This window comes from Simiduia curdlanivorans, assembly GCF_030409605.1.
Classification (GTDB): Bacteria; Pseudomonadota; Gammaproteobacteria; order Pseudomonadales; family Cellvibrionaceae; genus Simiduia; species Simiduia curdlanivorans.
In genome coordinates, this window is record NZ_JAUFQG010000006.1 from 958,766 (window position 1) to 982,887 (window position 24,122).

Below are 24,122 nucleotides of genomic sequence, written 5' to 3' on the forward strand. Positions count from 1 at the left end.
TCCGTCCTAAAGGGCCTAAAGCGGCCGTAATACTTGTAGCCAATCCCCTGATTGCGCAATAGCCAAAAACTCAGCACCTAGAGATTCACTCTTATCCTTAACCTGTCGCCAGCGCCGCTGCCGCTCTGCCTCATTGCCTTTGAAGCGTTGAAAATCTTTTCGATCTGGTATTTGCCCGCCTGGTAATTGCGCCACATAGGCATCCGTGGGCACCACCATAATAACGTTATTTAGCGCCTGCGCTTTGGCACGGCGCGACGGCAAGTACTTGTCGTACCAGCCCGGCAGCAACCAACGGTAAAAATGTGGGTAGAGGATCAAGCCCGGCTCAGCCCAAAAATTGCTCGGCACCGGATGATAATCAATCAAACCACCGTCGCGATAAACGCCGCTGGGCGCGCCGGAAATTGCCGTTTTTGCTGCCATCACGTAGGGAATCGACCCAGACGCAATCACCGCGTCGCGCAAATTATTGCGGTTGAGTGTTTGCGTTTCTGTGGCAATCCCGTCCAGTGAGCGCACATCGGGCTGAGCCCGAGCATCGGTAAAGATAACCCGCTCAAATTGACCATTCAAACCCGAGCGCCCGCGCAAGTTGCGGGCAAACGCCGAGGCCATGCCGCGCGCCAATGGCCAACCTGTGTCACCCGACAGCGCGCCGTGGCAACGTGCCACACCGCAGTGATAATGGAAACGGTTTTGCGTTAACAGGTCGTCCACCTGCGGCTGCTGGAGGAAGCGATCGAGGATGGCAATCAGTTCGCGGTGGACAATCTGTTTGGTAATACCCTCTTCGTAACTCTGCAAGATATAACCTTCAGCCAATTCATTCAGTGCCCAGCCGGGTTGGGATTGGCCCGCGGCCGCCAACTTCCAGGCGCCAATGGAGGTGCCTAGAAGGTGCAGGGATTTATCAGCTTTGGGCAACCAAGATTCAAATATTGCGCGATCCAAGCCGTAAATGGTTAACCATTTAGCCGCCCCCGAGGCACCAAATATCGTTGCGAGTTGCTGCGGCTCTAAGCCATTTTTCAAAATGTGTCGATAAGCCGCTGGCCCTGCCAAGAGCTCAAATGAGGGAATAGGTTGTGTCATGAAGCCTTAAACACCGAATGTTTCAAACGGGCGTAAGGTTACCTTTGCCGCAACCTAGGTGCAAATGCTAGACCAAGAGCCAAGCGGGAGCGGCGCTAGAATTCAGCGCCGCCTGGACCCTCTAGCCAAACACTCAGCTCAGAGAGGGCGGTGGAGGTCAGTAGATAGTGATTTGCCTGCACCGAAGTGCGCTTTTGAATTTCGGCAAAAAGTGCCGGAAAATCATCAAATAGGCGCGATTGCACCGCGCCGGCCGCCGCCACATAGCCCCACATCTGCATTAACGCATCGCGCAGGCTCTCGCGGCTAGGTCGAACACGCAGCTGCCCCATAACTTCTGCAGCCACCCAATCGAAATTGTCTCGGCCTTTACCGGTGGCGACTTTTACACTGATAGCTCGATAGGCATCCATAGAGCGTGCCGCTACCGAGTACTTATGATGAGTCCATAAACCTTTCGTGGTTTGTGGCAAGGGAATTCGGCCCGGGGCTCTATCCGCTACATTTGCCAGCTCCACTAACTGTGCACCAGGCGCCATCAACTTGGGCCAAACCAAATTCAAGGGCGCCAACTGAGTACTTTGCGCGTCCATCGATACCGCCAACTCGCGCAGCCTACACTCAGCGTTTATCCACGCCTCGACGCAACGCAATGCATTCAAGCAATGAGACCAATGACGCGCCTGTGCCGCACCATCGCCCTCCGGCTTGCCGCGGTTGGCTAACAACGAGATAACCCAGTGGCGCTGCGTCAATAACTCTTCGTCATTCAGGTAACCGGGCGATAAATCCCACACTTGCATTGTTGTGCCTCAAAAGTAGCTGCTGAAGGCAATATCGTCCGGGAGGTTGCACACGCAGTGGCGCTGTAGCTGGCCGACTGCATGAATTCAGCGAGATAAGTATCAATTCTAGCGCAAATTGTAGGGAGGTTCGGTGCACAAGAAAAGACCCCAGCACTCGACAGAGACAAGGGTACCAATAAGTAACACGAAATAAGCCCACTAAGCTCCGCCACAGCCTGCGTTTCATACCGTTGCTGGCTAACCGTAAAAAGACACCCGTCCTATGAATAGCCGCCTTCTCAAGCGCTACTTGGTATTGTAAATCAAGCATCTCGCGTATGATTCAACGCTAGCGTCACACTTACGCAAGCTAAGTGCTACTGAACTAAACGGTCGTAGACTTTACCCATGCCAGCCATCGACAAACTTATCGCGCGCCTGTATCGAGCCACGGCAGATGTGCCCGCCGCAAAATTCAGAGCTTGGGCGCTGGAAGCTGTGCGCTCCGAGTTGCCGTTTGATGCGGCAATTTGGGCAACGGGGCATCATTCCACACTAAAATTTCACACCAAAACCTGTCTCGATGTGGATGCCAATATTCTCGACGACTTACTTGCCTGGCGAGACATCAACCCCATAGGCCATTACTTTTTTGTCGATAAAATGCAGGCTGGTGCAAACTTGGACCTGTCTGGCTTAAATTCGCGCTTTGGCCAAGCCGTTACCATGGCTGAGCTGGTTAGTGACGAGGTTTTTTACAAGTCGCCACTCTACACAAGGTGCTTTAAACCGAGATCCATCGAACGCATATTAAGTTCACTGCACTTACACGAACGCAGCGGAACATTTTCCTTATTGAGCCTGTATCGATTCGATCGCGACCACCCATTCAGCGACGCGGAAAAAGCACTACAACAACAATTACTTTTCCACCTGCTAGAAAGCGAACGCCACGCCTTTTATCTGCGCCTGCAATCGCTTCAACCCCAGCCGGGCGAGTGTTTCGCGCTCACCGACTCAGAGGGAATTTACTACCAAGTTGATCACGGGTTTTTAGATTTAATTCAACACTACAACCCTAACGCCGAATCCCAACAATTGCCTAAACAGCTGTTGACGTCAGATCAGAAAATTAACGGGTTAACCACAAAATGTGTGCGCGAAGGTGAATTATGGGTTGTGAGCGCGCGCCCCACCCATCGCTTAGATCAACTGACCGAGCGAGAGTGGCAAGTGGTAGACGGTGTGCGCTCGGGCAAATCCTTCAAGACGATTGCCAAGGAGCTCGAGCTCTCGGCCTCGACGGTGTCCAACCACCTGTACCGAATCTACCGAAAACTCGGTATTAATCATCGAAACGAATTATTGCAATTGTGCGCCGAACGGAAATAAAAAACGGCGCCAAAAGGCGCCGTCTGTTAACCAACAACAAGCTGTTAAAAGGCTAACAAATACGCGTCGTATTCCATCCGCGTCACAGTGTGACGGAACTCGTCTAACTCTTGACGCTTGGCCGCTAAATAGGAGCGCTGGAACACTTCGCCTAAATGGGTGCGGACAAATTTCGAACGCTCAAACGCGTTGAGCGAATCGGGCCAGTACACAGGCAAAGAAGATTGCGCCTGACTGTAAGCATCGCCTTCCATTGCCGCGGTGGGCTGCAATTTCTTGGTCAAGCCTTCGTAAGCACCCGCTAAAATTGACGCCAAGACTAAATAGGGGTTGGCATCGGCGCCACTGACGCGGTGTTCAATACGGGTAGCGGCAAAATCATCGGAAGGAATACGCAACGCCACGGTACGATTTTCATAACCCCAGGTCGGCGCCATGGGCGCATAAGAACCCGGCTGAAAGCGACGGTAAGAGTTAAAGTTGGGCGCGTAGATGGCCATGGTTTCCACCATGGTCGACTGCACACCGGCAATCGCGTGCAACAGTGCTTCACTGCCTTCTTCAGTTTCGTTGTTAAAGATATTGTGCCCGGCTTCATCCAGAATACTGAAATGAACGTGCATGCCGTTACCCGCCATATCGCCGAACGGCTTCGCCATAAACGATGCGTTTAAATCGTGCCGACGAGCGACGCTCTTAATCACACGCTTCAACATCATGGCGTGATCGGCGGCACTACACGGGTCATCTTCGTGGTGAAGATTGATCTCATACTGAGCCGGTGCAAATTCTTTAACCAAGGTATCCACGGGCACACCAAGGGTTTCACAAGCTTCGCGCATTTCGTGAAATGCTTCCTGATACTCTTGCATCAAATCCAAACTGTAGGGCTGGCCACCAATCGGATAGTCGGCGTTTGCATCGCAACCAGCATGTACTGGGCGACCCGTGTTATCGCGCTTTTCCTCAAGCAGGTAGAATTCCAACTCGATAGCTACAACCGGTTTCAAACCGAGCGCCTTAAACTTTTCCACGATGCTGTCTAACACAACGCGCGGATCGCCAATAAAGGGCTGTTCGTCGAGGTCAGCCATATGCACAAACATCTGCCCCATGGGGCGATCAGTCCAAGGCACTCGGCTTAAGCTTGAGGCCACGGGAATACAAATACCATCGGCATCGCCATCGTCGAAAGCAACGCCGGGCGCATCGCGACCCCAAATATCGAAATTCAAGGTGGTCACCGGCAGTTTTAAACCGCCCTTGAAGGCCTTTAATAAATTGTCGCGGGGCAACCACTTGCCGCGCAAAACGCCGTTAATATCCGGTAGCAACACCTCGATAGTTTCAATATCGGGGTTTGCTTCTAAAAATTGTTTTGCTAGCTCTAAATCATTAATACTGCTTGGGCCAAGCATGACCATCTCCATCACGCGCATACCAAAAAATGGTGCGCTGTTTAAGGGTTTTAACGTACATCGTAGAATTTAGTCGTTATCGCCGACAAAGGCACTTTTTTTCAATTAAAAGGCATAGTTAAAATCTGCTTTATTCAGTCTGGCTGCTGGCGACCAAAATACCCACGCAGGGGATCTTGTTCAGGCGCTGCATCAAAACAGCCAAGGGAACTGATAAACAGTGAAAACACCTCCGATTGCGAGCTCACATCGAGCTTTTGATAAATGTTCTTTCTGTGTCGACGCAGGGTTTCGGTCGAAATGCCGAGTTTATCGGCGGCGAAGCGGGTAGAGTAACCACTCAACATCAAACCTAAAACATCCTGCTCACGCGCGGTCAGTACGGATTTGCCAAACAGTGCCACGGCCTGTTTTACCCCGGCTTCTATGCCGGGGTTTAGGGTTTGTAGCTGCACACAATGCTGCCGAATCAACTGCACAACCATAGGTGAGCAGGCGCTGAGCAGCTCGAGTTCCGCGGCGCTAAAACGCCGAGATTGACGCGCCCGCATCAGGCACAGGTGGACACTTGTTTTCGCGTCTATTTGCGCAACAAAGACCACTTCGTCACACACATCCAAGCCGTCGTGAAAAGGTTGACGGTTATCGTCTACAGCCACGCGCCAGTGACTAAAACCGGTATTTAGCTCACCAGTATGACTCAACTGATAAAAAGGGTCTTGGTGATAGAGTCCGGCTTGGTAATCATCCACTTGCTGCTTGCGCTGCGCGCCGGTGAGACGGTGGAACAGTACGCTCGGCTCTGGGCTGTCTTCTATATAGCGCCAAACTTGAGGGTAATCGACAGGTAGGGTAGCGGACAGCGCATCGACTAATGCCGCATAAAAATCGGATTTGCCTAGGTAGGCTACCGCTGTGGATATTTCGCGATTCCAGACTTCCAGAGCCTGCGTATGCAACGTCATGATTAAACTGAGCCTAAGCCCATGCCTCTAATTGTGCTATTTGCTGCCCGCTTAAACGAATAATTATTCGATTTGTCGCGATAAAAAAGGCCGCAAAGGGCTAATGTAGGGCCAGCTTGCCACATCACTGTAGCAAATGCCCGTTAATTGCGATCGGTTGAACCCGAAGGAAGCACCGTTTGGTCTAGATAAAGTGAACAAATTAGACCAACACATTAAAAATAATGTGATCACAAAATCAAAGTATGGGATAATCTAACCTTGCCCAACTGCAAAGTCAAACACAGACATGCTACAAACCCCCACTGAATTCAAAACCCAACAAGAGCGCGTCTACTTTCAGCTGCGCGAAGCGATTTTATGCGGCCGCTTCGTGCCCGGCAGAGACGTAACCCTGCGCGGTCTGGCCGAGATGCTCAATGTCAGTCCCATGCCCATCCGCGAAGCACTGCGCAGATTAACCGCCGAAAACGCCTTGGCGCTGAAAGATAATCGCCGCGTCACTGTGCCCCACATGACCGCAACCCGGCTTGAGCAGATTGTCGAGGCGCGGGTGGCGCTAGAGACCCAGGCCGCCATGCGGGCCCTGCCTCATATCGACGCGGCGCAGCTTGAAGCCCTTAAAACGCTCGACGACAGCGTCACCAAAGCGATCGAAATCCAAGACGCAGAAGCCTATATTCGCACTAACCTCGAGTTCCACTGCCAACTCTATAGCCACGGGCCAAACGACGTGATCATGCCCTTGATTGAAAGTTTATGGCTGCAAAGCGCGCCTTTTATGCGGCTTGTGCTAAACAGAATAGGCTTAGGCTACATCACCGATCGCCATGTCCAAGCCACGGATGCCATCGCTAATCGCGACACCTTGGCGCTAAAACTCGCCATAGCCAGCGACATTCGCGAAGGCATCGGCGCGCTGGGGCAAGAGGAGCTAGAGGCCGCCATCGCCGCCGGCCGAGCGGCGCAAACCTAGTCATTGGCGCGCCGACATTAGACCGATCGAAAAATTTAACCTTTTAGGGGTGTTGCATTACCCCCCAATAATGTGATCACATTATCACCTGAATACTGAGCGAGTGTTTCCCTTGGCGCAAGCCTCCGGGGAACATTCGCCACCACTGACATCAATGCGCCCTCAAAGGCGCCAGAGGAGGTTCCATGAGCCAAATTTATCAGAAGCGCTCCACAACTGAGTGGCAATCACTGGATGCCGGCCACTACATGCACCCATTCACCGACTTTAAAGATCAGATGGAGCGCGGCAGCCGCATTATTGTGAAGGCTGATGGCCCCTACATTTACACCTCTGAGGGCCAGCAAATTCTCGACGGCATGTCGGGCCTATGGTGTTGCAACCTAGGTTACGGCCAGCAGGAGATTGTCGATGCAGTGACCCACCAGTTGCAGGAACTACCCTTTTACAACAGCTTCTTCCAGTGCGCTCACCCACCATCAATCGAACTGTCGGCCAAACTAGCCGAAGTCGCCGCGCCGCACATGAACAACGTGTTCTACACAGGTTCAGGCAGCGAAGCGAATGACACGGTGATTCGCATGGTGCACCGCTACTGGGATCTACTCGGTCAACCAGAGCGCAAAATCTTCATTAGCCGCAACAACGCTTACCACGGCTCCACCATCGGCGGTGCCAGCCTCGGCGGCATGGGCGGCATGCACGGCCAATTTACCCGTTTACCCTACGTGCATCACGTAGACCAGCCTTATTGGTTCGGCGAAGGCGGCGATATGAGCCCAGAGGAGTTCGGTCTTAAAGCCGCGCGCTCTATCGAAGCCAAGATCAAAGAGCTGGGCGCCAATAAGGTGGCCGCCTTCATCGCCGAGCCCATTCAAGGTGCTGGCGGCGTGATTGTGCCACCGTCCACCTACTGGCCCGAAGTGAAGCGCATTTGCGACGAATACGGCATTCTGTTGATTACCGATGAAGTGATTTGTGGCTTTGGTCGCACCGGCCACTGGTTCGGCGCCGACTACTTCAATGTGCAGTCAGACCTTATGCCCTTCGCCAAAGGCGTGACCAACGGCTACCAGCCCTTAGGCGGCGTTATGGTTGGCGATCGCGTTGCCGGTGTGCTGAAGAGCCAGGGCGGCGAATTCGCCCACGGCTTTACCTACTCGGGCCACCCGGCGTCTTGCGCCGCAGCCCTCGCCACCATCAAAATTTTGCAACGCGATAAAATTTTGGAGCAAGTACGCGACACCAAAGGCGCTTACCTGCAGCAAAAACTCGGCGCCCTAGCAGATCACCCCATTGTGGGCGAAGTGCGCGGTGTTGGTTTTGTCGGCGCCATTGAATTAGTTGGCGACAAAGCCAAGCGTACACGCTTTGACGATAACAGCAGCGCTGGTGCCATTTGCCGCGCCGCCTGTATCGAAAGCGGCTTGGTTATGCGCGCGGTTGGCGACACCATGATCTTCGCGCCACCATTAACCATGACCAACGCACAAATTGACGAAATGGCAGAAAAGGCGCGTAAAGCACTAGACCTCACCGAACAACGCTTAAAAAAATAAGCGCTGCTCGAACCTAGTCGTGAAAAGGGCGCTGCGGCGCACTGCTGTCCCATAGTTATATTGCGGGAGAGTTTGGTGCCCGTACTAGCGACCGTCACCCGCATGGATGCGGGTGTTGAGACTACACGGATGTATTCACGTCGTGTCGCTAGCGCGGGTACCAAACTCATGTCCAAATATACGCCCAGATGTCGCATCTATTGTGAGGCTTAAAGACTAACGATGATCGCGTCGTTTTTGTGGGACAGTAGTGGCTGCGGCGCCCTTTTTGTTTGCCTCAACAACAGAACGACAATCTGCCTAAGCATAAAAAACCGCAAAGCTATAACACCTTGACATTATTTCGTCACAGATACGTCTTATACTAAAAATAGCTTCCACAGCTTGTTATCTTTTGATAATACTGGGAGCGACATGTGTAGGACCTGCTGGCGCGGTGTCTTTAAGCTCCAGTAGCGAATACCCAGTTAGCCACTATGATCGGTATTTGGAGGCGTTTTATGGGAGTTGCCAGCAATCTTGCGCGTTTTTTGACGCAGAAAAAGGTACCTTTTGAGTTAGTTCCTCATCAGTATGCTGAAGGTAGTGTCAACACTGCCATCAGCGCGCAGATACCCACCAACCAGCTTGCCAAGGCGGTGGTGTTTCGCGACGAAGATATGTACTACACAGTCGCCGTTTTACCCGCCAGCTACAAAGTTAAGCGTCACACCTTAAATTTAATTTTTGACCGCCATCTCGAACTTGCCGGCGAAGATGAACTCGAAGTGCTATTTGAAGATTGCGCGCCGGGCGCCATCCCCATTTTGGGCCAAGCCTACGGCTTGCGTGTGATTTGGGACGATGCATTATCCGAGCAAGAGGCCGTGTATATGGAGGCTGGCGACCACATGCATTTGCTCAAGGTAAAACGTGAAGACTTTTTGGCGCTGATGGAAAACCATTTGCACGAGCGTTTTTCTGGCGAAAGGCAAAGAGCAAAAACCGCTCGCCTGTTACAGTATATTCGCTCAAAAGGTTACGACTGGACGGATTCCGAACCCGTCTACGCGCAAAACTAACGGCGCACTTAAAACTCTACCTTTCCGCGACCCTGCTTAATGGTCGCGCGAACGGTTTTTTGCTTTAAACGCCGCTCTTTTGCTCCGCGGCTGGGGCGAGTAGGCCGACGTTTTTTCCGAACTTCACTCGCACTGTCGATCAGCTCTTTTAAACGCTCTAATGCCGCCACCTTATTCTTCACTTGGGTTCTAAACTCTTGCGCACGCAATACCAACACGCCTTCCTTAGTTAGACGCGAATCACCACTGGCTAAAATTGTTGCGCGCGCATGCTCCGACAATAAGGCGGAGTTAACCACATCAAAACGCAACTGCACGGCCGTGGCTACTTTATTAACATTCTGACCGCCATTGCCCTGCGCAAGGGTGAAACTAATCTCGACTTCGAGCTCCAATTTTTGCATAAAACTTAACGGTATCATTGAGCATCCTGGCAGCTACAAATGGAAAATCATCAGCGGCTTTTAACAAGTGGTATCGCTCAAGTGCATGATCTGGAACACTAGAACGGAGGTTGGCATTTGACATAGTATACAGGCACAAGAACTCAGGACGCTAAAACCCATGTCCCTAAAACTGATTTGGCCGCTATTCTTGCTCGCACTGATAGGCTGCAGCGCAAAAACGCCCTCGGCCCTCGGTACGCTGGAAAGAGACAGGGTGCTGCTCACCGCCACCGCAAATGAAATTATTGTTGAGTTGACGTCGAAAGAAGGCCAATTCATCAACGCCGGTGAAGTGCTGGTGAAACTCGATGCCAAACGTCAAACCGCTATGGTCGCCCGAGCGCAAGCCGAGCAGGCGCGTGCAGAAGCCTACCTATTAAAACTCACCAATGGCGAAAGGCCTGAGGACATCGCCTCGGCCCAAGCGGATGTCGAACGCACGACATCAGCCTTCGAAGAGGCGCGCACCAATTTTCACAGGCTCGATAAACTCGTGGTTGAAAAGCTGGTCAGCGTTGCCGCTCGGGACACCGCAAAAGCCCGTAAAGACGAAACCGAAGCCATGCTCAACAGCAGCATAGAGCAATTGAACAAGCTTATAAAAGGCGTGCGCCATGAAGATATTGTGCAGGCCCAAGCCGCACTCGCCGCCACCAAGGCCGAGTTACAACTGCAACAGCAAATTCTAAATGATCTAACGGTCGTCGCTACCCGCAGCGGCATTCTCGATAGCCTGCCCTACAACCTCGGCGAGCGGGTCAACACGGGTGCGATTTTAGCGGCGATACAAGCCGACAACGCGCCCTTTGCCCGCGTTTATATTCCGGAACCCTATCGCGCCAATTTAGTAATAGGTGATAAAAGGCCCGTGCGAATCGACGGCATAGAAGAATCGCTCACCGGAAAGTTGCGCTGGATTGCCACCGAGCCATCTTTTACACCCTATTACGCGCTCAATGAAACCGATAGAGCGAGGCTGATGTACCTCGCTGAATTTGATCTGATTGACACTGACAGGCCGCTGCCAACCGGTTTACCGGTTAGCGTCGAGTTGAGTCATTAACTGATGAGTGCCGCCACAAACGCAAAGCCCAATGTCATAGAAACCCAAGCCATGAGTCGTCACTTCGGCGAGTTGATTGCTGTCAATCAAGTGGATTTACACATACAGCAAGGCACCATTTACGGTTTTTTAGGTCCCAACGGTTGCGGCAAATCCACTGCTATTAGAATGCTCACCGGCCTACTCGCCCCCAGTAGCGGCGCAATTAAAGTACTCGGTTTAGATATACCAAAAGAGAGTGAGGCGCTGCGTCAACGCATCGGCTACATGACACAAAAATTTTCCCTTTATGACGATCTCAGCGTCATAGAAAACTTAGATTTCATGGCTGCCATCTACGGCCTCAGCCGCGCCGCAGCGCGCCACCGGGTTGAAGCTTTGCTCAACGAATACGATTTAGAAGCACAGGCAAAGCAGCGCGCCGGCAGCATGAGCGGCGGCCAAAAACAGCGCCTAGCCCTGGCGGCCGCCACGGTACACGAACCCGAACTCCTGTTTCTCGACGAACCCACCTCGGCCGTCGACCCGGAAAACCGTCGCGCCTTTTGGGAAAAACTGTTCGATTTGTGCGAAGCGAAAACCACCATACTGGTATCAACCCACTACATGGACGAGGCAGAGCGCTGCCACCAACTCGCTATTCTCGAGCGCGGCAAATTAAAAACCGCGGGGCGCCCCGAAACACTCATGCAAAACATGGGCGTCACCCCCATTGAAATCGAAGCTTCCAACCTACGCGCATTGAAGTCTCAGCTAGTAGCGAACCCCGCAGTTAAATCAGCAGCACAACTAGGCTTGCGCTTACGCGTACTGGTCGATCAGTCCATCGCAGAACCCGAGCAGTGGTTAAAGCAATTTCTTCCGCCCGAAACCCACGCACAATTAAACACGGTTAGGCCTAACCTAGAAGATGTTTTCGTGATGGCTACGCGAGGCGCGGGAGACTGATGTTTTTACGCCGAATATTCGCCATAGCACAAAAAGAAGCCAAGCAATTACTGCGCGATCGCATCACCTTTGGCATGGTGGTCATGATTCCACTTATCCAGCTTTTACTTTTTGGCTACGCTATTAACACCGACGTCCGAGAAATCCCAGTGGCCATTGTCGATCAAAGCAATTCGACCATTGGCCGCATTATTGTTGAGGATATTAAAGCCACTGAAGTGGTCGAGGTCGTCGATTTTTACAGCTCAGTGCAACAGGCTGAGCAGGCTATTACAGAAGGGCGAGTGCGAGCGGTATTGATTTTACCAGGTGATTTAGCCCATCGCATTGCCCATAAACAAGTCGTCGGTCAATGGCTAGTAGACGGCTCAGACACCATGGTCAGTAGCGCTTTGTTGCAACTGCGCAACATGCCGCTGCCATCCCCCAAAAATCAGGCCATTAAATCGAAACCAAATTTTGAAGTGGCCTTGTACTTTAATCCCGAGCGTCGCTCTGCGGTCAATATTGTGCCCGGCTTATTGGGCATTATTCTCACCATGACCATGATTCTCTTCACCTCTGCCGCCATTGTGCGCGAGCGCGAGCGGGGTAATTTAGAATTACTCATCACCACCCCAGTGAAACCACTGGAACTGATGGTGGCTAAAATATTGCCCTATATCTTGGTAGGTTTTATACAAGTGGCGATTATTTTAGGCTTGGGCCACGCAATATTTCAGGTGCCCATTAACGGCTCAATATTACAAATTGCTTTAGGTACTCTGGTATTTATTTGCGCAAGCCTAACCCTCGGCCTATTGATATCCACAATCGCCAACACTCAATTGCAAGCCATGCAGCTCACGGTGTTTGTCTTGCTTCCGTCTATATTATTATCGGGCTTTATGTTCCCCTACGAAGCCATGCCGGTGGCCGCCCAGTGGATAGCCGAAGCCCTACCAGCCACTCATTTCATGCGCATGATACGCGGCATTGTGCTGCGCGGCGGCGATTTACTAGACTTATGGCGTGATACAGCTTGGTTATTAGGCTTTACGGTGGCGGGGGTAATTCTGGCGTCGCTGCGCTTTAAGAAAAATTTGGATTGAGAGCAGCAAACAGGAAAAGGAGCTTACGGTTTACAGGACAAGCAAAAGCGTACAAACGATGCGAGCTGTTGATGTTATCTTTCCTGTAAACTGTAAACTCCTTTTCCTGATGTCCTTTTATCAAGTCTTCGGCAGTGTCACGCCGCGCTGACCCTGGTATTTACCACCGCGATCCTTATAAGAGGTTTCGCACACTTCGTCGGATTCAAAGAACAACATCTGCGCCACGCCTTCGTTGGCGTAAATTTTTGCCGGCAGTGGTGTGGTGTTGGAAAATTCGAGGGTTACATGGCCTTCCCATTCGGGCTCGAGCGGTGTGACGTTAACAATAATGCCGCAGCGTGCATAAGTAGATTTACCCAAGCACACCGTCAACACGTTACGCGGGATGCGGAAGTACTCCACGGTGCGCGCCAGAGCGAATGAATTTGGCGGAATAATACACACGTCGCTGGTGATATCGACAAAACTATTTTCATCGAAATTCTTTGGGTCGACGATAGTCGAATGCACATTGGTAAAAATTTTAAACTCGTTGGCGCAACGCACGTCGTAGCCGTAAGACGAGGTGCCGTAGGAAACGATGCGATTACCGTCGGCCGAGTGGCGAACTTGACCGGGCTCAAAAGGTTCAATCATGCCCTGTTCTGCGGCCATGCGGCGCATCCACTTATCTGACTTAATGCTCATGCTGTTGTTTGCCTTGTGTCTTGCGTGATGGGTGGGCGACGGGCGTCGCACGGGGTGGGTATGATAGCGGTTTTCAGTGAAAATGGGGAGCCGATAGGACAGACATGGGGACAAGGCGACCCCACACGTCCTATAACCAAACCCCATTCCACCGAGAGGCTTAACCCTATGCGCCCTTCATTGCCCAAGCAATTACTCATTGCCCTATTTAGCCTGCTGCTACTGGCCGGCTGCGATAAAGCGCCCACCGCCGCGCAACCGGCGCCCAGCGCCAACCCTGGAGCGGAATTACAGCAAATATTCCACGCTTACCAAGAGGCCAACTTCGAGCTCAACCCCCTGGCGGCGACCTACCAGAGCGACCCACGTTATAACCACATCTTGGGCGACTACTTGAGTAACGACTACCTCAAGCGCTCTGAAGCACTGGAGGCACGCACCCTATCGGCCCTGGAGCAGCTGGATCGCGCCCAGCTCTCCGAACAAGACCAGCTCAGCTATGACATATTCAGCTACGACCGCAAGCTGGCACTAAATGACTACCAACGGGGCTTCGCCAAGCTGGCCACCTATCTGCCCATCAGCCAGTTCTACAGCTTTCACAGTACTGTCGCTAAACTCGGCTCGGGCGCCTCCGCACAGCCCTTCAACACCCCGGCCGACTATGATATCTGGCTGCAAAGAGTCGCCGGCTTCACAGCCTGGGTAGACACGGCCATTGCCCGCATGCGCGAAGGAATGGAAAAAGGCGTGGTACAACCTCGCATTGTTGTCGAGCGCATGATCCCGCAACTGGCTGCCATGTTGGTTGAAACCCCACAAGAGAGTTTGTTCTACAAACCCATTACCAACCTACCCGCCGAATTCAGTGCCGAAGACAAAGCGCGCCTGACCAAGGCCTACGAAACCGCCATCGCCGAGCAAATCACCCCCGCCTATCGAAAGCTGCACGATTTCGTTGCCGGCGATTATCTGGCCGGCGCGCGCGCAACCGTGGGTTTGGGGCAAGTGCCCGGCGGCCAGGCTTGGTATCAAGCACGGGCCAAATACCACACCACCACTGATCTCAGCACCGATCAAATTCATCAACTCGGTGTGGCCGAAGTGGCGCGCATCCGCGCGGAAATGGAAGCGGTGATGCAAACCCTGAAGTTTCAGGGCTCATTAAAAGATTTCTTTCACTTTCTAAAAACAGACCCACAATTTCAGCCGACTTCAGAAACCGAAATTTTAGCGGCCTATGAAGCACTGCGCGTAAAAATTGATGCCGCCTTACCCAAGCTGTTTGATATAGCACCGAAGGCGCCCTACGTGATCAAACCTATTGAAGCCTTCCGCGCCGCGTCGCAGGCCGCTGCCGAGTACAACTCACCGGCACCCGATGGCAGTCGCCCTGGTATTTTTTATGTCAACACCTACGACCTGCCGGCGCGCCCCACCTACATGCGCGAAATGCTATCCATTCACGAGGCAGCGCCCGGTCATCACTTTCAAATAGCGCTGGCGCAAGAGCAAACACAGCTACCGGATTTTCGCCGCTTCGATGGCCCCAACGCCTATGTTGAAGGCTGGGGTTTATACACCGAGAGCCTAGGCAAGGATCTTGGCCTTTATACCGACCCCTACCAATACTTCGGCGCACTAACCGCAGACATGTGGCGCGCCTGTCGCTTAGTGGTCGATACCGGCATGCACGCCCAGGGTTGGAGCCGCGAGCAAGCTATCGCCTTTATGCAAGATAATTTGGCCTTATCCGATACGGATATCGTCGCCGAGGTGGAACGCTACATTGCCTATCACGGGCAAGCACTATCTTACAAAATCGGTCAGCTCAAATTGTTGGAGCTGCGGGCCCGCGCACAGGAAAAGCTGGGCGACAGATTCGATATCAAAGCCTTCCACCGGCAAATTCTCATCGACGGCGCTATGCCACTGGCCATTCTCGAAGCAAAAATTGACCGCTGGATAGCGCAACAATTAGCGACTCGCTAACGGCGCGTTTAGGGGGATCAGGAAAAGCAACAAGCGTTGCTTTTCCTGTAAACTACCGGCTCAATTGTTAGAGCCTATTGCATGCCACTACCAGAGCACCACTTCATCCATCGCGCCAACTGGCTTCGCGCCGCCGTGCTGGGTGCCAACGACGGCATCGTGTCAACGGCGAGCTTATTAATCGGCGTTGCCGCCGCAGGCGCTAATTCCCAAACCCTCGTGATAACGGGCATAGCCGCTACGGTGGCTGGCGCGCTTTCCATGGCGGCGGGGGAATATGTATCGGTGAGTTCGCAAGCCGACACCGAAAAAGCCGACCTCGCACGGGAAAAACTATCGTTGAAAGAACATCGCGACACAGAATTACTCGAACTCGCTGAAATCTACCAAGAGCGCGGCCTTGCCCCCGAGCTAGCTCAAACCGTAGCCGAACAATTGATGGCACACAATGCCTTAGAAGCACACGCGCGCGACGAGCTCGGCATCTCCCATATTACCGACACCAACCCCTTGCAAGCGGCTTGGTCATCGGCCCTCGCATTTAGCGCCGGCAGTGCACTGCCACTAGTAACGGTATGGGCCGCACCAAAAGAAGTGATGGTCTGGCTAGCCCTCGCGTCTCTCACCGCCTTGGCACTACTGGGTTGGTTGGCAGCAAAAAGTGGCGGTGCCAAGCCTTTGCGTGCAGTCACACGAGTCCTGTTCTGGGGTTGCTTTGCCATGGCTGCCACTGCTGCAATCGGGCAACTTTTTAATATCAATCTTTCGTAAACAACGACCTAATAAAAAGGACTCACCATGTTAATCAGCAACATTGAAGTTATACCAGGCAAGCGCATCACCAAACACTTAGGTATGGTGCAAGGCAATACCGTGCGCGCCAAACACGCTGGCCGCGATATCATGGCGGGCTTGAAAAATATTTTTGGCGGCGAACTAAAAGGCTATACCGAACTGCTCACCGAAGCCCGTGAAGAAGCCGTGTCGCGCATGGTGCAACAGGCTGAAGCGGTTGGTGCCAACGCCGTGATCAATGTTCGCTTCTCTACTTCCTCTGTTGCCGCCGGCGCCGCAGAATTATTTGCCTATGGTACTGCGGTATTTATGGAGTAAATCATGGAACAACTTATTGTCTTTTTGTTGCTGCTATTGCTCGGGTATTTTTTTGGCCGCGCCGCAGAAAAAAAGCATTTTGCCTCTATCATCGAGCGGGAAGCGGAGCTGAAGCATGTTCTACTATTTAGCATGCGTCTACCACCTGTCGGCTTTGGCCCATCCAGCACTCAGCTTGTAGGTGGCAACGTGGTTGTTTCCATCGACTATTTCAAACGTATCGCCGCCGCTTTGCGCAACCTATTGGGTGGCCGAGTCACCGCCTATGAATCACTGTTAGAGCGAGCTAGGCGCGAGGCCATTTTACGTATGAAACAACAGGCCCAAGACTTGGGCGCCACCCAAGTCATCAACGTAAAACTTGAAACGGCATCTATCTACCAAGGCCAGCAACAACAAATTGGCTCGGTGGAAGTTTATGCCTATGGCACGGCGCTAGTACCCAACGGCTAATCACTCGCTGTCTGTGTTTAACCGCTTTTAGGATCAATACAATAGGGCCAAGACGATAATGACCGAGTATTCCAACCCGCAAATACCCGAGGGTATCAACGTCAGTAGCGAGCATCCGTTAAAGGAATTTGCCGCTATGGTGCTGGGGGTTGGCTTGATTATATTGGTGATAATTTTACTGCTCGCCTACGCCGCACAGTATGCTGTGCGCTACGTGCCATTTTCCGTCGAGCAAAACCTCACCAAAAATATTGAACAGTGGGATATCAATAAAGCCTTCGAGAGCGATGCCCACACGTTGGATAAAACCCATAAGCAAGCCATGGAAAGCTATTTGCAATCATTGGCCGACCAACTCATTGCCAGCCGCAAGGCGCCCTACCCTGTGGTGGTTCATTACATCGACAGTGATCAAGTGAATGCCTTCGCCACACTCGGTGGGCACTTGTTTTTTACCCGAGCGCTGCTGGAAAAAATGCCCAATGAAAATACCTTAGCCATGGTAATGGCGCACGAAATTGCCCACGTATCCCACCGGGACCCAATGGTAGCGCTCGGCAGGGGCTTAACGCTCGCCATCGCCGCCGCCAGTATCTTGGGTGCAGGTGATGGTGTGTTAGCGCAAAACTTAGTTGGCCAAGTCAATCTCTTAACGCAGTTAAACTTTAGCCGCAGCGCTGAAATGGATGCCGACCAAGAAGCACTGCACACCTTAATGGCTCACTACGGCCACCTCTATGGTGCAGACACACTCTTCAAACTATTGCGAGAATCGCGCGACGGCGAGGAACCCTTCGAGTGGTTTAGCACCCACCCCTTGACAGAAGACAGATTGTTGGCCATTAAGCAATTTTCCGCGCAACACCTATCCTCGCAAAAAAATCCCAAACCCACACCGCTACCGATATTGGTTAGGGAATTAAACGCAACCAAATAAATACCTTCAAACCTACGACTTACACTTTAATACGGCGCACGCGAAACGAACGGCCTTTCAGCTTACCTTGCTCCAACTGAGTCAAGGCTTTTTTCCACTCATTGCGCGCCACGGCTACGTAAGCCCATTGATCATAGACTTGAATTTTACCAATATCTTCAAACGCCAGTTGATCATTGCGGGTGAGCGCGCCAACAATATCGCCGGGGCGCAGCTTTTGCTTCTTGCCACCGTCAATTTGCAACGTCACCATTGCCGGTTCCGGCAGATAGGCGCGCCTAGCCTCGGGCAGAGTTTCAATCGCCGGCAATTCGCCCACCAGTTCCGCGATTTTCTCCAATTTAAAATCTTCTCTATCGCTTAACAAACTAACGGCAACACCACTGGCACCGGCACGGCCCGTGCGACCGATGCGATGCACATGCACTTCGCTATCGCGCGACAAATGGTAGTTGATGACCAAATCCAAGGCTTCGATATCTAACCCGCGCGCCGCCACATCAGTCGCCACCAATACACTCGCACTCTTATTAGAAAAACACACCAATACTTGGTCGCGCTGCTTTTGCTCGAGATCGCCATGAATGGCAAGCGCCTGCATACCTTCATTGCGCAAATACTCGGCAATTTCCTCCGTTTCGCGTTTGGTATTGCAAAACACCACGGCCGATTCCGGGCCAAAATGTAAAATCACCTGCGCCACCGCCGCCAAGCGCTGATCGTTATGAGCAACGCGATAAAAATGCTGCTTAATGCTCGAGGCTTCATGCTTAGCCTCCACTTTAACCAGCAAAGGGCTTTGCATCACCCGCGCGGTCAAGGCTTCGATAGCATCGGGAAAGGTGGCTGAAAACAACAGTGTTTGGCGCGCGCGCGGCACCTGCTCGACGATAGCATCTAGGCTGGCTTGAAAGCCCATGTCCAGCATGCGATCGGCTTCATCGAGCACCAAGGTGTCCACATGCTCCAATACCAGAGTGCCCTTGCGCACATGCTCCTCAATACGCCCTGGTGTACCCACAATAATATGAGCGCCGTGCTCCAATGAACCCAATTGCGGGCCAAAGGGCATGCCGCCACAGAGGGTCAGAATTTTAATGTTGTGAATGGCCCGCGCGAGTTTTCTCAGTTCGCGCGCCACTTGATCGGCTAACTCGCGAGTTGGGCACATCACCAAGGTTTGTACGCGAAAACGCTCTACCTGCAATTTATGCAACACGCCCAAGCCGAAGGCGGCGGTCTTACCTGAACCGGTTTTCGCTTGGGCGATGACATCTCGGCCCTCAATAATGGGCGGCAGCGCCGCCGCCTGAATCTCGGTCAGCTGGCTATAGCCTATATCGGCTAAATTACTTAGCAATGCGGGCGCTAAAGGTAGTGAATCAAATGACAAAGATGGTGCGTTAGACAAAAGATGCCCCCGAGGACTGTAGATAGCTGACGCACTATTCTACAGGAAATTCCCCGGGGGCATGAGCAACAGCTGCTTTCTAGCGCAGATGAGGGCAAATCATCTGTTAACACTGGCAGGAACTAAGGTTTTGGCAGCCATAGAGTCGCCATTTGCTCGAGGCTTCGGCCCTTGGTCTCGGGCACCCAACGCCAAACAAATAGCAGACTCAATAGGCAGAAAAACGCAAACAGTAAGTAGGGTAAAGCGCCACTGAAGACAGTGCTATTGACGGCGTGCTCGTTTATTAAGGGGAAACTGTGGGCGACAAAGGCATTAAATAACCATTGCGCCGCCACGGCGATAGACAAACACTGTGCCCGCACAGCATTGGGAAATATCTCCGACAGCATCACCCATACCACTGGGCCCATAGATACAGCAAAGGCACCAATAAAGGTCAATACACCCACCAGTGACATAACGCCCACTCGCTCAGCCATCAAGGTCGCCGCCAATAGCAATAAACCTAACATCATGCCAAGTGCGCCCAACATCAACAGCGGTTTCCGGCCCAAGCGATCAACGGTAAAAATGGCAACAAAGGTGAAAATTAAATTTACCCCTCCCAGCCACAACTGTTGCTTCAACGCATCTTCAGCGCCATAGCCCAATGCATTGCTAAAGATTTCAGCGCCGTAATATAAAATGGCATTGATGCCTGTCACTTGCTGAAAGATGGACAGGAGCACACCCACAATCAAGGCATAGCGCAGAGGACCCTTGTGCCAACACAAGCTGAAGAGTTGGCGCCAACTTAGCGCCACTGACTTGGCCACATCGGCTTCAATCGCTAAAAGTTCTCGCGCCGCGAGCACCTCGTTGCCACAGAGTTTGTGCAAACCGTCTTTTGCCGCTGTCCGGCGCCCCGCCATCACCAACCAACGGGGGCTTTCCGGTACCGAAAACAACAACAGAAAAAACGCTGCCGCTATAGGAAGCTCAGACCACAACATCCAGCGCCAACCGCTATCAATATTGTAGCGATGAAGTGTTTCAAGCTGCTGCACACTGAGATCGGCCGTTTGCCCGCCGCCAATAAAATAGCTAGCCAAAAAAACCACAAAAAAGCCAATCACCACAGCCAATTGGTATAAAGACACCATGCGACCACGCAAATGCGCCGGCGATATTTCGGCGATATACATGGGCGCCGCCATCGAGGCCATGCCAACACCCAATCCACCTACCCAGCGAAACAGCGCGAGCGCCGTTAAACTATCGGCAGCGCCAGAACCGTAGGCCGAAATAACAAACAACAGCGCCGAGGCCAACAAAGTTAGTTTTCGCCCCCATTGCTTAGTGCAGAAACCAGCCGCCAATGCTCCCACTAGGCAACCGTAGAGCGCACTGCCCACCGCCCAGCCCTGCTCAGCCGGCGTAAACCTAAAATACTCGGTAAAGTACATTTGGCTACCGCTAATCACGCCCGTGTCGTAACCGAATAACAAGCCGGCTAAAGCGACAACCAACGTATTTTTAATCAATTGCCCCATGGGCATAGGCAGCGCTGCAGACCCGACATCGGGCATTGGCGACGACACTATCGGCGTTGAAAAATCGGACATAAAACCTTAAACCTCGTTACAGAGAATGAGCATATTGGCCGTCAGTCGGCCACCGTTGGCACACAGTGAATAATCCACCGCGTTATTCAAAACCCCCGAGTGCAAACAATTGCTGGGGTAAATAACGGCGCGATTAAATGCCGGCTCGACATAGTTCGTAGGCGCGAACAGTGCATTTTCACGGCCCATATAGCGACCTAAAATTTCCCGATGAGCCATAGCTTCGGCCTTAAGCTTGGGCGCGTACTCGGCCAACCTTGGCCGCGTGATTCGTTCGAAACCGGTACTGATATGGCGATAAAAACCTGTTCCGCCTAAATCGCCGTTAAACAAATACAACACCAGCGCTAATTGATCGCTACGAACATCATCAAAATGCGGTAAAGATTGAATCGGCCGCAAGTGTTCTCTTTTTACATCGGCAAGCGACAAATTGGCGACCAACGGTTCAAACTGAACGTCGCGGCCCCGTGCAAAACCATTGCACAGCAGGGGCGCAAGCTGTTGCAATAAGACCAGTCCAAAAGATTCTGGTAGTGGGCAGCGACGACCAGGGTAAAAACTTCCACTCTCTTTTTTGAATACCGGGTGCAAGGTTTCAATCTGGTGCTCGACATTTCGTTTAGTTAACGCCGCAAACTCAACTAAGCTACCCGGGTCAGCCAAACAATCGTCAATCACCATAACCGGAGTAAGTTCCCGACCAACAGCCGTGCACTTGGCACGAAGGCTCGCATTCAAGACTGGCGCTGCGCTGTCGAACACTAAGCGACCTCAGCAGATTGCAGCTGTTGTTTGCGCTGCACCAAGGCATAAATCTGGCCGTGAGAGGCTAACAGTGTGTAAATTAACGATAAATCCCCTGCCCGCTGAAGTGCCATCAATTGTTCGCTGGCAAGCTGATTTAATTTCCGTTCATCAATACCGTACAAGCCAGAAAGCTTGTACGGTTTATTTTCCGCATCCGCAATCTCGAGCTGTAAAGGCGAAAGCAAAGCGAGTGCCTCAAGCCGCTGCAAAAACCCTCGGGTTAACGCCTCGCCATTAACCAATTCGGCCAGGGCAGACTTTGCTTGACCGAGGCATTGGCTATCACGCCCCTGATTAAACAGTAACTCACCTTTTTCGGTACCCAGCGCTTGATGATCGGCATTAAAACAAACCAACCAATTGTCATCCTCTTGTCCAACATGAAAAGGTTGTCGACGAATATTTGCAGGCCAATACAAGCCTTGCCATTGCGCATCATTTAAAAAGAGATTTTCGCCCCTACCCAAGCCCATGAGCACACTACAACCAAAGTGGCCAGTATCAGCTTGCTTGACAATAACAATGGGAAAATGAACCACTAACTTTAAAAACTCGCTAACCACAACGGGTACCAGCGGTTGATTTTTCATCGCCAATGCAGCTTTACTCAAATCAAGCCTTAACTGTTGATGTTTTTTATCATCCAATACGGTGAATGTTGTCATAATTTACTCGCTTATCTATCATTTTATTATTGAGCTATTTAATCTGTTTACCACGGAAAATGTCTAAACGGCAGCGAGGCCATACATTTTTATTTTCTCAATCAAGTCTCTATGTTTGGGTAGTAGCTGGATGGCTTTTTGGGTCGCGCGCTGGTTCTGCGCCATCATTTGGCGTGCAAGATCCAACGTGTTAGACGCTAAATGTTGTTGATCCAGCGCACCAACAAAGCCCATGCCATACAACACGTATTGATAACTGGCAGCCGGAAACACTTCATTGTTACTGTCGAAATCATAGTTTCCAGGCGCACGGTGTCGCCACAACAGTATCAGCTCCTTTAAACGCTCTGGAATAGTTTCTGGCGCCCTGTTATCAAGCCAAAAGGCGCTATCGGTACGTCGGCTCAGCATATAATGCAACTTCAAAAAATCGATCACGCGATCCCAGCGGTATTTGAAGGTGCTATTGAAACGCTTGGCGACAATATCAACCGCTTGGCGATCGTGCGGCAGCTGTTCAGCGAGCATCGTTGCCGACAACTCTACCAACACTAAGGCCGACGCCTCCAAGGGCTCGAGAAAACCGGCCGCCAAACCCACAGCAACGCAATTGTTCTGCCAAAACACCTCGCGGTGGCCGCAGGCAATGGGAATGTGTTTGACATTGAGATTACTGCTACCCAGATATTGGCTCAGGGCATCTTCCGCCGATTGTTTACTGGTGTGACGGCTCGAATAAACATGACCCACACCACGTCGCGTTTGCAAACCGATATCCCAAATCCAGCCGGCTTTCTGCGCGGTGGAAATGGTATGACTGGCGATTGGGGCATCGATATTGTCATAGGGCGATTGCACTGCCAGCGCTTGATCGATGAAAAGCACGTCGCTGTGATCGATAAAAGGCACCTTGAAATGCTTACCTAACAAGAGTGACGAGAAACCCGTACAGTCCACAAAAAGGTCGCCAGCAAGCACAGCTTTATCGGTAATAAGGCTTTCAATATCACCGTTCTGCGCACTGTTCACACCCACAACATTTTCGAGTAAATGCGTCACACCCAACTTTTCGGTGACATGTTGACGTAGAAATTCGGAAAACTTACCTGCATCCAGGTGATAGGCATAATTGGCAATCGAACCGAACTCCGCCGTGCTAATTAATTTTGGCCCAAGGCCCTGTTCACACACCTGCTCTTGAAAACATACGCTATTGGAAAAAGATCGCTGAGGATCTATGGCTCGCCAACCGGCGGCAATATCCACTTTATCAAAACCCTGGGGCAGCATGAGAGGGTGATAATAATAATCATCAGGCGTGCCTGTTAGCCATTGACAGAACTTTGCACCTTGTTTAAAGGTGGCATCACAATGGCGAATAAAATCAGTTTCTGAAATACCTAGTTTCATGAGTGTCGAGCGCAGCGTCGGCCAAGTACCCTCACCCACGCCGATAGGCTTTATATCTGGCGACTCCACCAAGGTAACCTTGATCTGCCGACCAGCACCCTGGGGATATTGCGCAGCGATGCGCCCCGCGGTTAGCCAACCAGCCGTTCCGCCGCCAACGATGACCACATGATGAATAGTATTATGCTGCTGTTGCATGACTAGCTTCCTGAAACGAAAAAGGGGTCACCCTAGG

The 24,122-nt window shown here is 52.0% G+C and carries 23 protein-coding genes; 12 read left to right on the forward strand and 11 right to left on the reverse strand.

All coding sequences use genetic code 11. The features are described 5' to 3' along the window. Positions 1 to 15 precede the first annotated feature (15 nt). Together QWY82_RS18025 and QWY82_RS18030 are read right to left on the reverse strand one after the other, a co-directional pair. The gene (locus tag QWY82_RS18025; RefSeq protein WP_290265154.1) at positions 16 to 1,095 is read right to left on the reverse strand and encodes a hypothetical protein; all 1,080 of its coding nucleotides are present in this window, start codon (positions 1,093 to 1,095) and stop codon (positions 16 to 18) included. Positions 1,096 to 1,190: 95 nt separating this feature from the next. Further along, on the reverse strand, positions 1,191 to 1,898 hold the full coding sequence (locus tag QWY82_RS18030; RefSeq protein WP_290265157.1) for a YbgA family protein: 708 nt from the start codon (positions 1,896 to 1,898) through the stop codon (positions 1,191 to 1,193). 390 nt (positions 1,899 to 2,288) lie between these two features. On the opposite strand from QWY82_RS18030, the gene QWY82_RS18035 reads away from it, so the two are divergent. After that, positions 2,289 to 3,272 carry a response regulator transcription factor gene (locus QWY82_RS18035; protein ID WP_290265160.1) on the forward strand — a complete coding sequence of 328 codons (984 nt, stop codon included), beginning with the start codon at positions 2,289 to 2,291 and terminating at the stop codon, positions 3,270 to 3,272. 44 nt (positions 3,273 to 3,316) lie between these two features. On the opposite strand, the gene QWY82_RS18040 is transcribed toward QWY82_RS18035, so the two are convergent. Both QWY82_RS18040 and QWY82_RS18045 read right to left on the reverse strand, forming a co-directional pair. Then, positions 3,317 to 4,690 (reverse strand): glutamine synthetase family protein, encoded by a 1,374-nt coding sequence (locus QWY82_RS18040; protein ID WP_290265162.1) that lies wholly within the window; start codon positions 4,688 to 4,690, stop codon positions 3,317 to 3,319. Between the two features lie 134 nt (positions 4,691 to 4,824). Further along, a complete protein-coding gene (locus tag QWY82_RS18045; RefSeq protein WP_290265164.1) occupies positions 4,825 to 5,655 on the reverse strand; it encodes a helix-turn-helix transcriptional regulator in 831 nt (276 codons plus the stop codon). A 289-nt stretch (positions 5,656 to 5,944) separates the two neighbouring features. On the opposite strand from QWY82_RS18045, the gene QWY82_RS18050 reads away from it, so the two are divergent. The 3 genes from QWY82_RS18050 (at position 5,945) to QWY82_RS18060 (ending at position 9,251) form a co-directional block, all read left to right on the forward strand. Further along, the gene (locus QWY82_RS18050) at positions 5,945 to 6,631 is read left to right on the forward strand and encodes a GntR family transcriptional regulator (RefSeq protein WP_290265166.1); all 687 of its coding nucleotides are present in this window, start codon (positions 5,945 to 5,947) and stop codon (positions 6,629 to 6,631) included. A gap of 185 nt (positions 6,632 to 6,816) precedes the next feature. Beyond that, positions 6,817 to 8,190, forward strand: coding sequence for an aspartate aminotransferase family protein (locus QWY82_RS18055; RefSeq protein WP_290265168.1), 1,374 nt, complete (start codon positions 6,817 to 6,819; stop codon positions 8,188 to 8,190). A gap of 500 nt (positions 8,191 to 8,690) precedes the next feature. Then, the gene (locus tag QWY82_RS18060; protein WP_290265170.1) at positions 8,691 to 9,251 is read left to right on the forward strand and encodes an aminoacyl-tRNA deacylase; all 561 of its coding nucleotides are present in this window, start codon (positions 8,691 to 8,693) and stop codon (positions 9,249 to 9,251) included. A gap of 8 nt (positions 9,252 to 9,259) precedes the next feature. Here the strand turns inward: QWY82_RS18060 and arfB are convergent, their stop codons facing one another. Continuing rightward, complete coding sequence (arfB, locus tag QWY82_RS18065) at positions 9,260 to 9,673, reverse strand: alternative ribosome rescue aminoacyl-tRNA hydrolase ArfB (protein ID WP_290265171.1); 414 nt, start codon at positions 9,671 to 9,673, stop codon at positions 9,260 to 9,262. Positions 9,674 to 9,815: 142 nt separating this feature from the next. Between arfB and QWY82_RS18070 the strand changes: the two genes are divergently transcribed. Genes QWY82_RS18070 through QWY82_RS18080 form a run of 3 tightly spaced genes read left to right on the forward strand, consistent with a single transcriptional unit; the run spans position 9,816 to position 12,799 of the window. After that, on the forward strand, positions 9,816 to 10,760 hold the full coding sequence (locus QWY82_RS18070; protein WP_290265174.1) for an HlyD family secretion protein: 945 nt from the start codon (positions 9,816 to 9,818) through the stop codon (positions 10,758 to 10,760). Positions 10,761 to 10,763: 3 nt separating this feature from the next. Then, complete coding sequence (locus QWY82_RS18075; protein ID WP_290265175.1) at positions 10,764 to 11,708, forward strand: ABC transporter ATP-binding protein; 945 nt, start codon at positions 10,764 to 10,766, stop codon at positions 11,706 to 11,708. Further along, positions 11,708 to 12,799 (forward strand): ABC transporter permease, encoded by a 1,092-nt coding sequence (locus QWY82_RS18080; protein WP_290265177.1) that lies wholly within the window; start codon positions 11,708 to 11,710, stop codon positions 12,797 to 12,799. Before QWY82_RS18075 ends, QWY82_RS18080 begins: the two co-directional genes overlap by 1 nt. A gap of 120 nt (positions 12,800 to 12,919) precedes the next feature. Here the strand turns inward: QWY82_RS18080 and dcd are convergent, their stop codons facing one another. Further along, entirely contained in the window at positions 12,920 to 13,489 is a 570-nt protein-coding gene (gene dcd, locus QWY82_RS18085) for a dCTP deaminase (RefSeq protein WP_290265179.1), read from the reverse strand. A gap of 168 nt (positions 13,490 to 13,657) precedes the next feature. Here dcd and QWY82_RS18090 point away from each other — a divergent pair, with 168 nt between their 5' ends. From QWY82_RS18090 to QWY82_RS18110, 5 genes are all read left to right on the forward strand, one after another. Further along, positions 13,658 to 15,481 carry a DUF885 domain-containing protein gene (locus tag QWY82_RS18090; protein WP_290265181.1) on the forward strand — a complete coding sequence of 608 codons (1,824 nt, stop codon included), beginning with the start codon at positions 13,658 to 13,660 and terminating at the stop codon, positions 15,479 to 15,481. 81 nt (positions 15,482 to 15,562) lie between these two features. Further along, positions 15,563 to 16,252: a VIT1/CCC1 transporter family protein gene (locus tag QWY82_RS18095; RefSeq protein ID WP_290265183.1), complete on the forward strand. Its 690-nt coding sequence runs from the start codon at positions 15,563 to 15,565 to the stop codon at positions 16,250 to 16,252. A 27-nt stretch (positions 16,253 to 16,279) separates the two neighbouring features. Beyond that, positions 16,280 to 16,594, forward strand: coding sequence for a YbjQ family protein (locus tag QWY82_RS18100; protein WP_290265185.1), 315 nt, complete (start codon positions 16,280 to 16,282; stop codon positions 16,592 to 16,594). Positions 16,595 to 16,597: 3 nt separating this feature from the next. Then, positions 16,598 to 17,047, forward strand: a complete 450-nt coding sequence (locus QWY82_RS18105; protein WP_290265187.1) for a YbjQ family protein — start codon at positions 16,598 to 16,600, stop codon at positions 17,045 to 17,047. Positions 17,048 to 17,105: 58 nt separating this feature from the next. Beyond that, the gene (locus QWY82_RS18110) at positions 17,106 to 17,984 is read left to right on the forward strand and encodes a M48 family metallopeptidase (RefSeq protein ID WP_290265189.1); all 879 of its coding nucleotides are present in this window, start codon (positions 17,106 to 17,108) and stop codon (positions 17,982 to 17,984) included. A gap of 19 nt (positions 17,985 to 18,003) precedes the next feature. Here QWY82_RS18110 and dbpA read toward each other — a convergent pair whose 3' ends face one another. From dbpA to QWY82_RS18135, 5 genes are all read right to left on the reverse strand, one after another. Beyond that, positions 18,004 to 19,395, reverse strand: coding sequence for an ATP-dependent RNA helicase DbpA (gene dbpA / locus QWY82_RS18115; protein WP_290265191.1), 1,392 nt, complete (start codon positions 19,393 to 19,395; stop codon positions 18,004 to 18,006). A gap of 122 nt (positions 19,396 to 19,517) precedes the next feature. Further along, positions 19,518 to 21,002: a sugar porter family MFS transporter gene (locus tag QWY82_RS18120; protein ID WP_290265193.1), complete on the reverse strand. Its 1,485-nt coding sequence runs from the start codon at positions 21,000 to 21,002 to the stop codon at positions 19,518 to 19,520. A gap of 6 nt (positions 21,003 to 21,008) precedes the next feature. After that, positions 21,009 to 21,767 (reverse strand): DUF6445 family protein, encoded by a 759-nt coding sequence (locus tag QWY82_RS18125; protein ID WP_290265195.1) that lies wholly within the window; start codon positions 21,765 to 21,767, stop codon positions 21,009 to 21,011. Further along, entirely contained in the window at positions 21,767 to 22,477 is a 711-nt protein-coding gene (locus tag QWY82_RS18130) for a SapC family protein (protein ID WP_290265197.1), read from the reverse strand. The genes QWY82_RS18125 and QWY82_RS18130 overlap by 1 nt, the downstream gene beginning before the upstream one ends. A gap of 63 nt (positions 22,478 to 22,540) precedes the next feature. Next, complete coding sequence (locus QWY82_RS18135; RefSeq protein ID WP_290265199.1) at positions 22,541 to 24,085, reverse strand: tryptophan halogenase family protein; 1,545 nt, start codon at positions 24,083 to 24,085, stop codon at positions 22,541 to 22,543. Between the last annotated feature and the right edge of the window lie 37 nt (positions 24,086 to 24,122).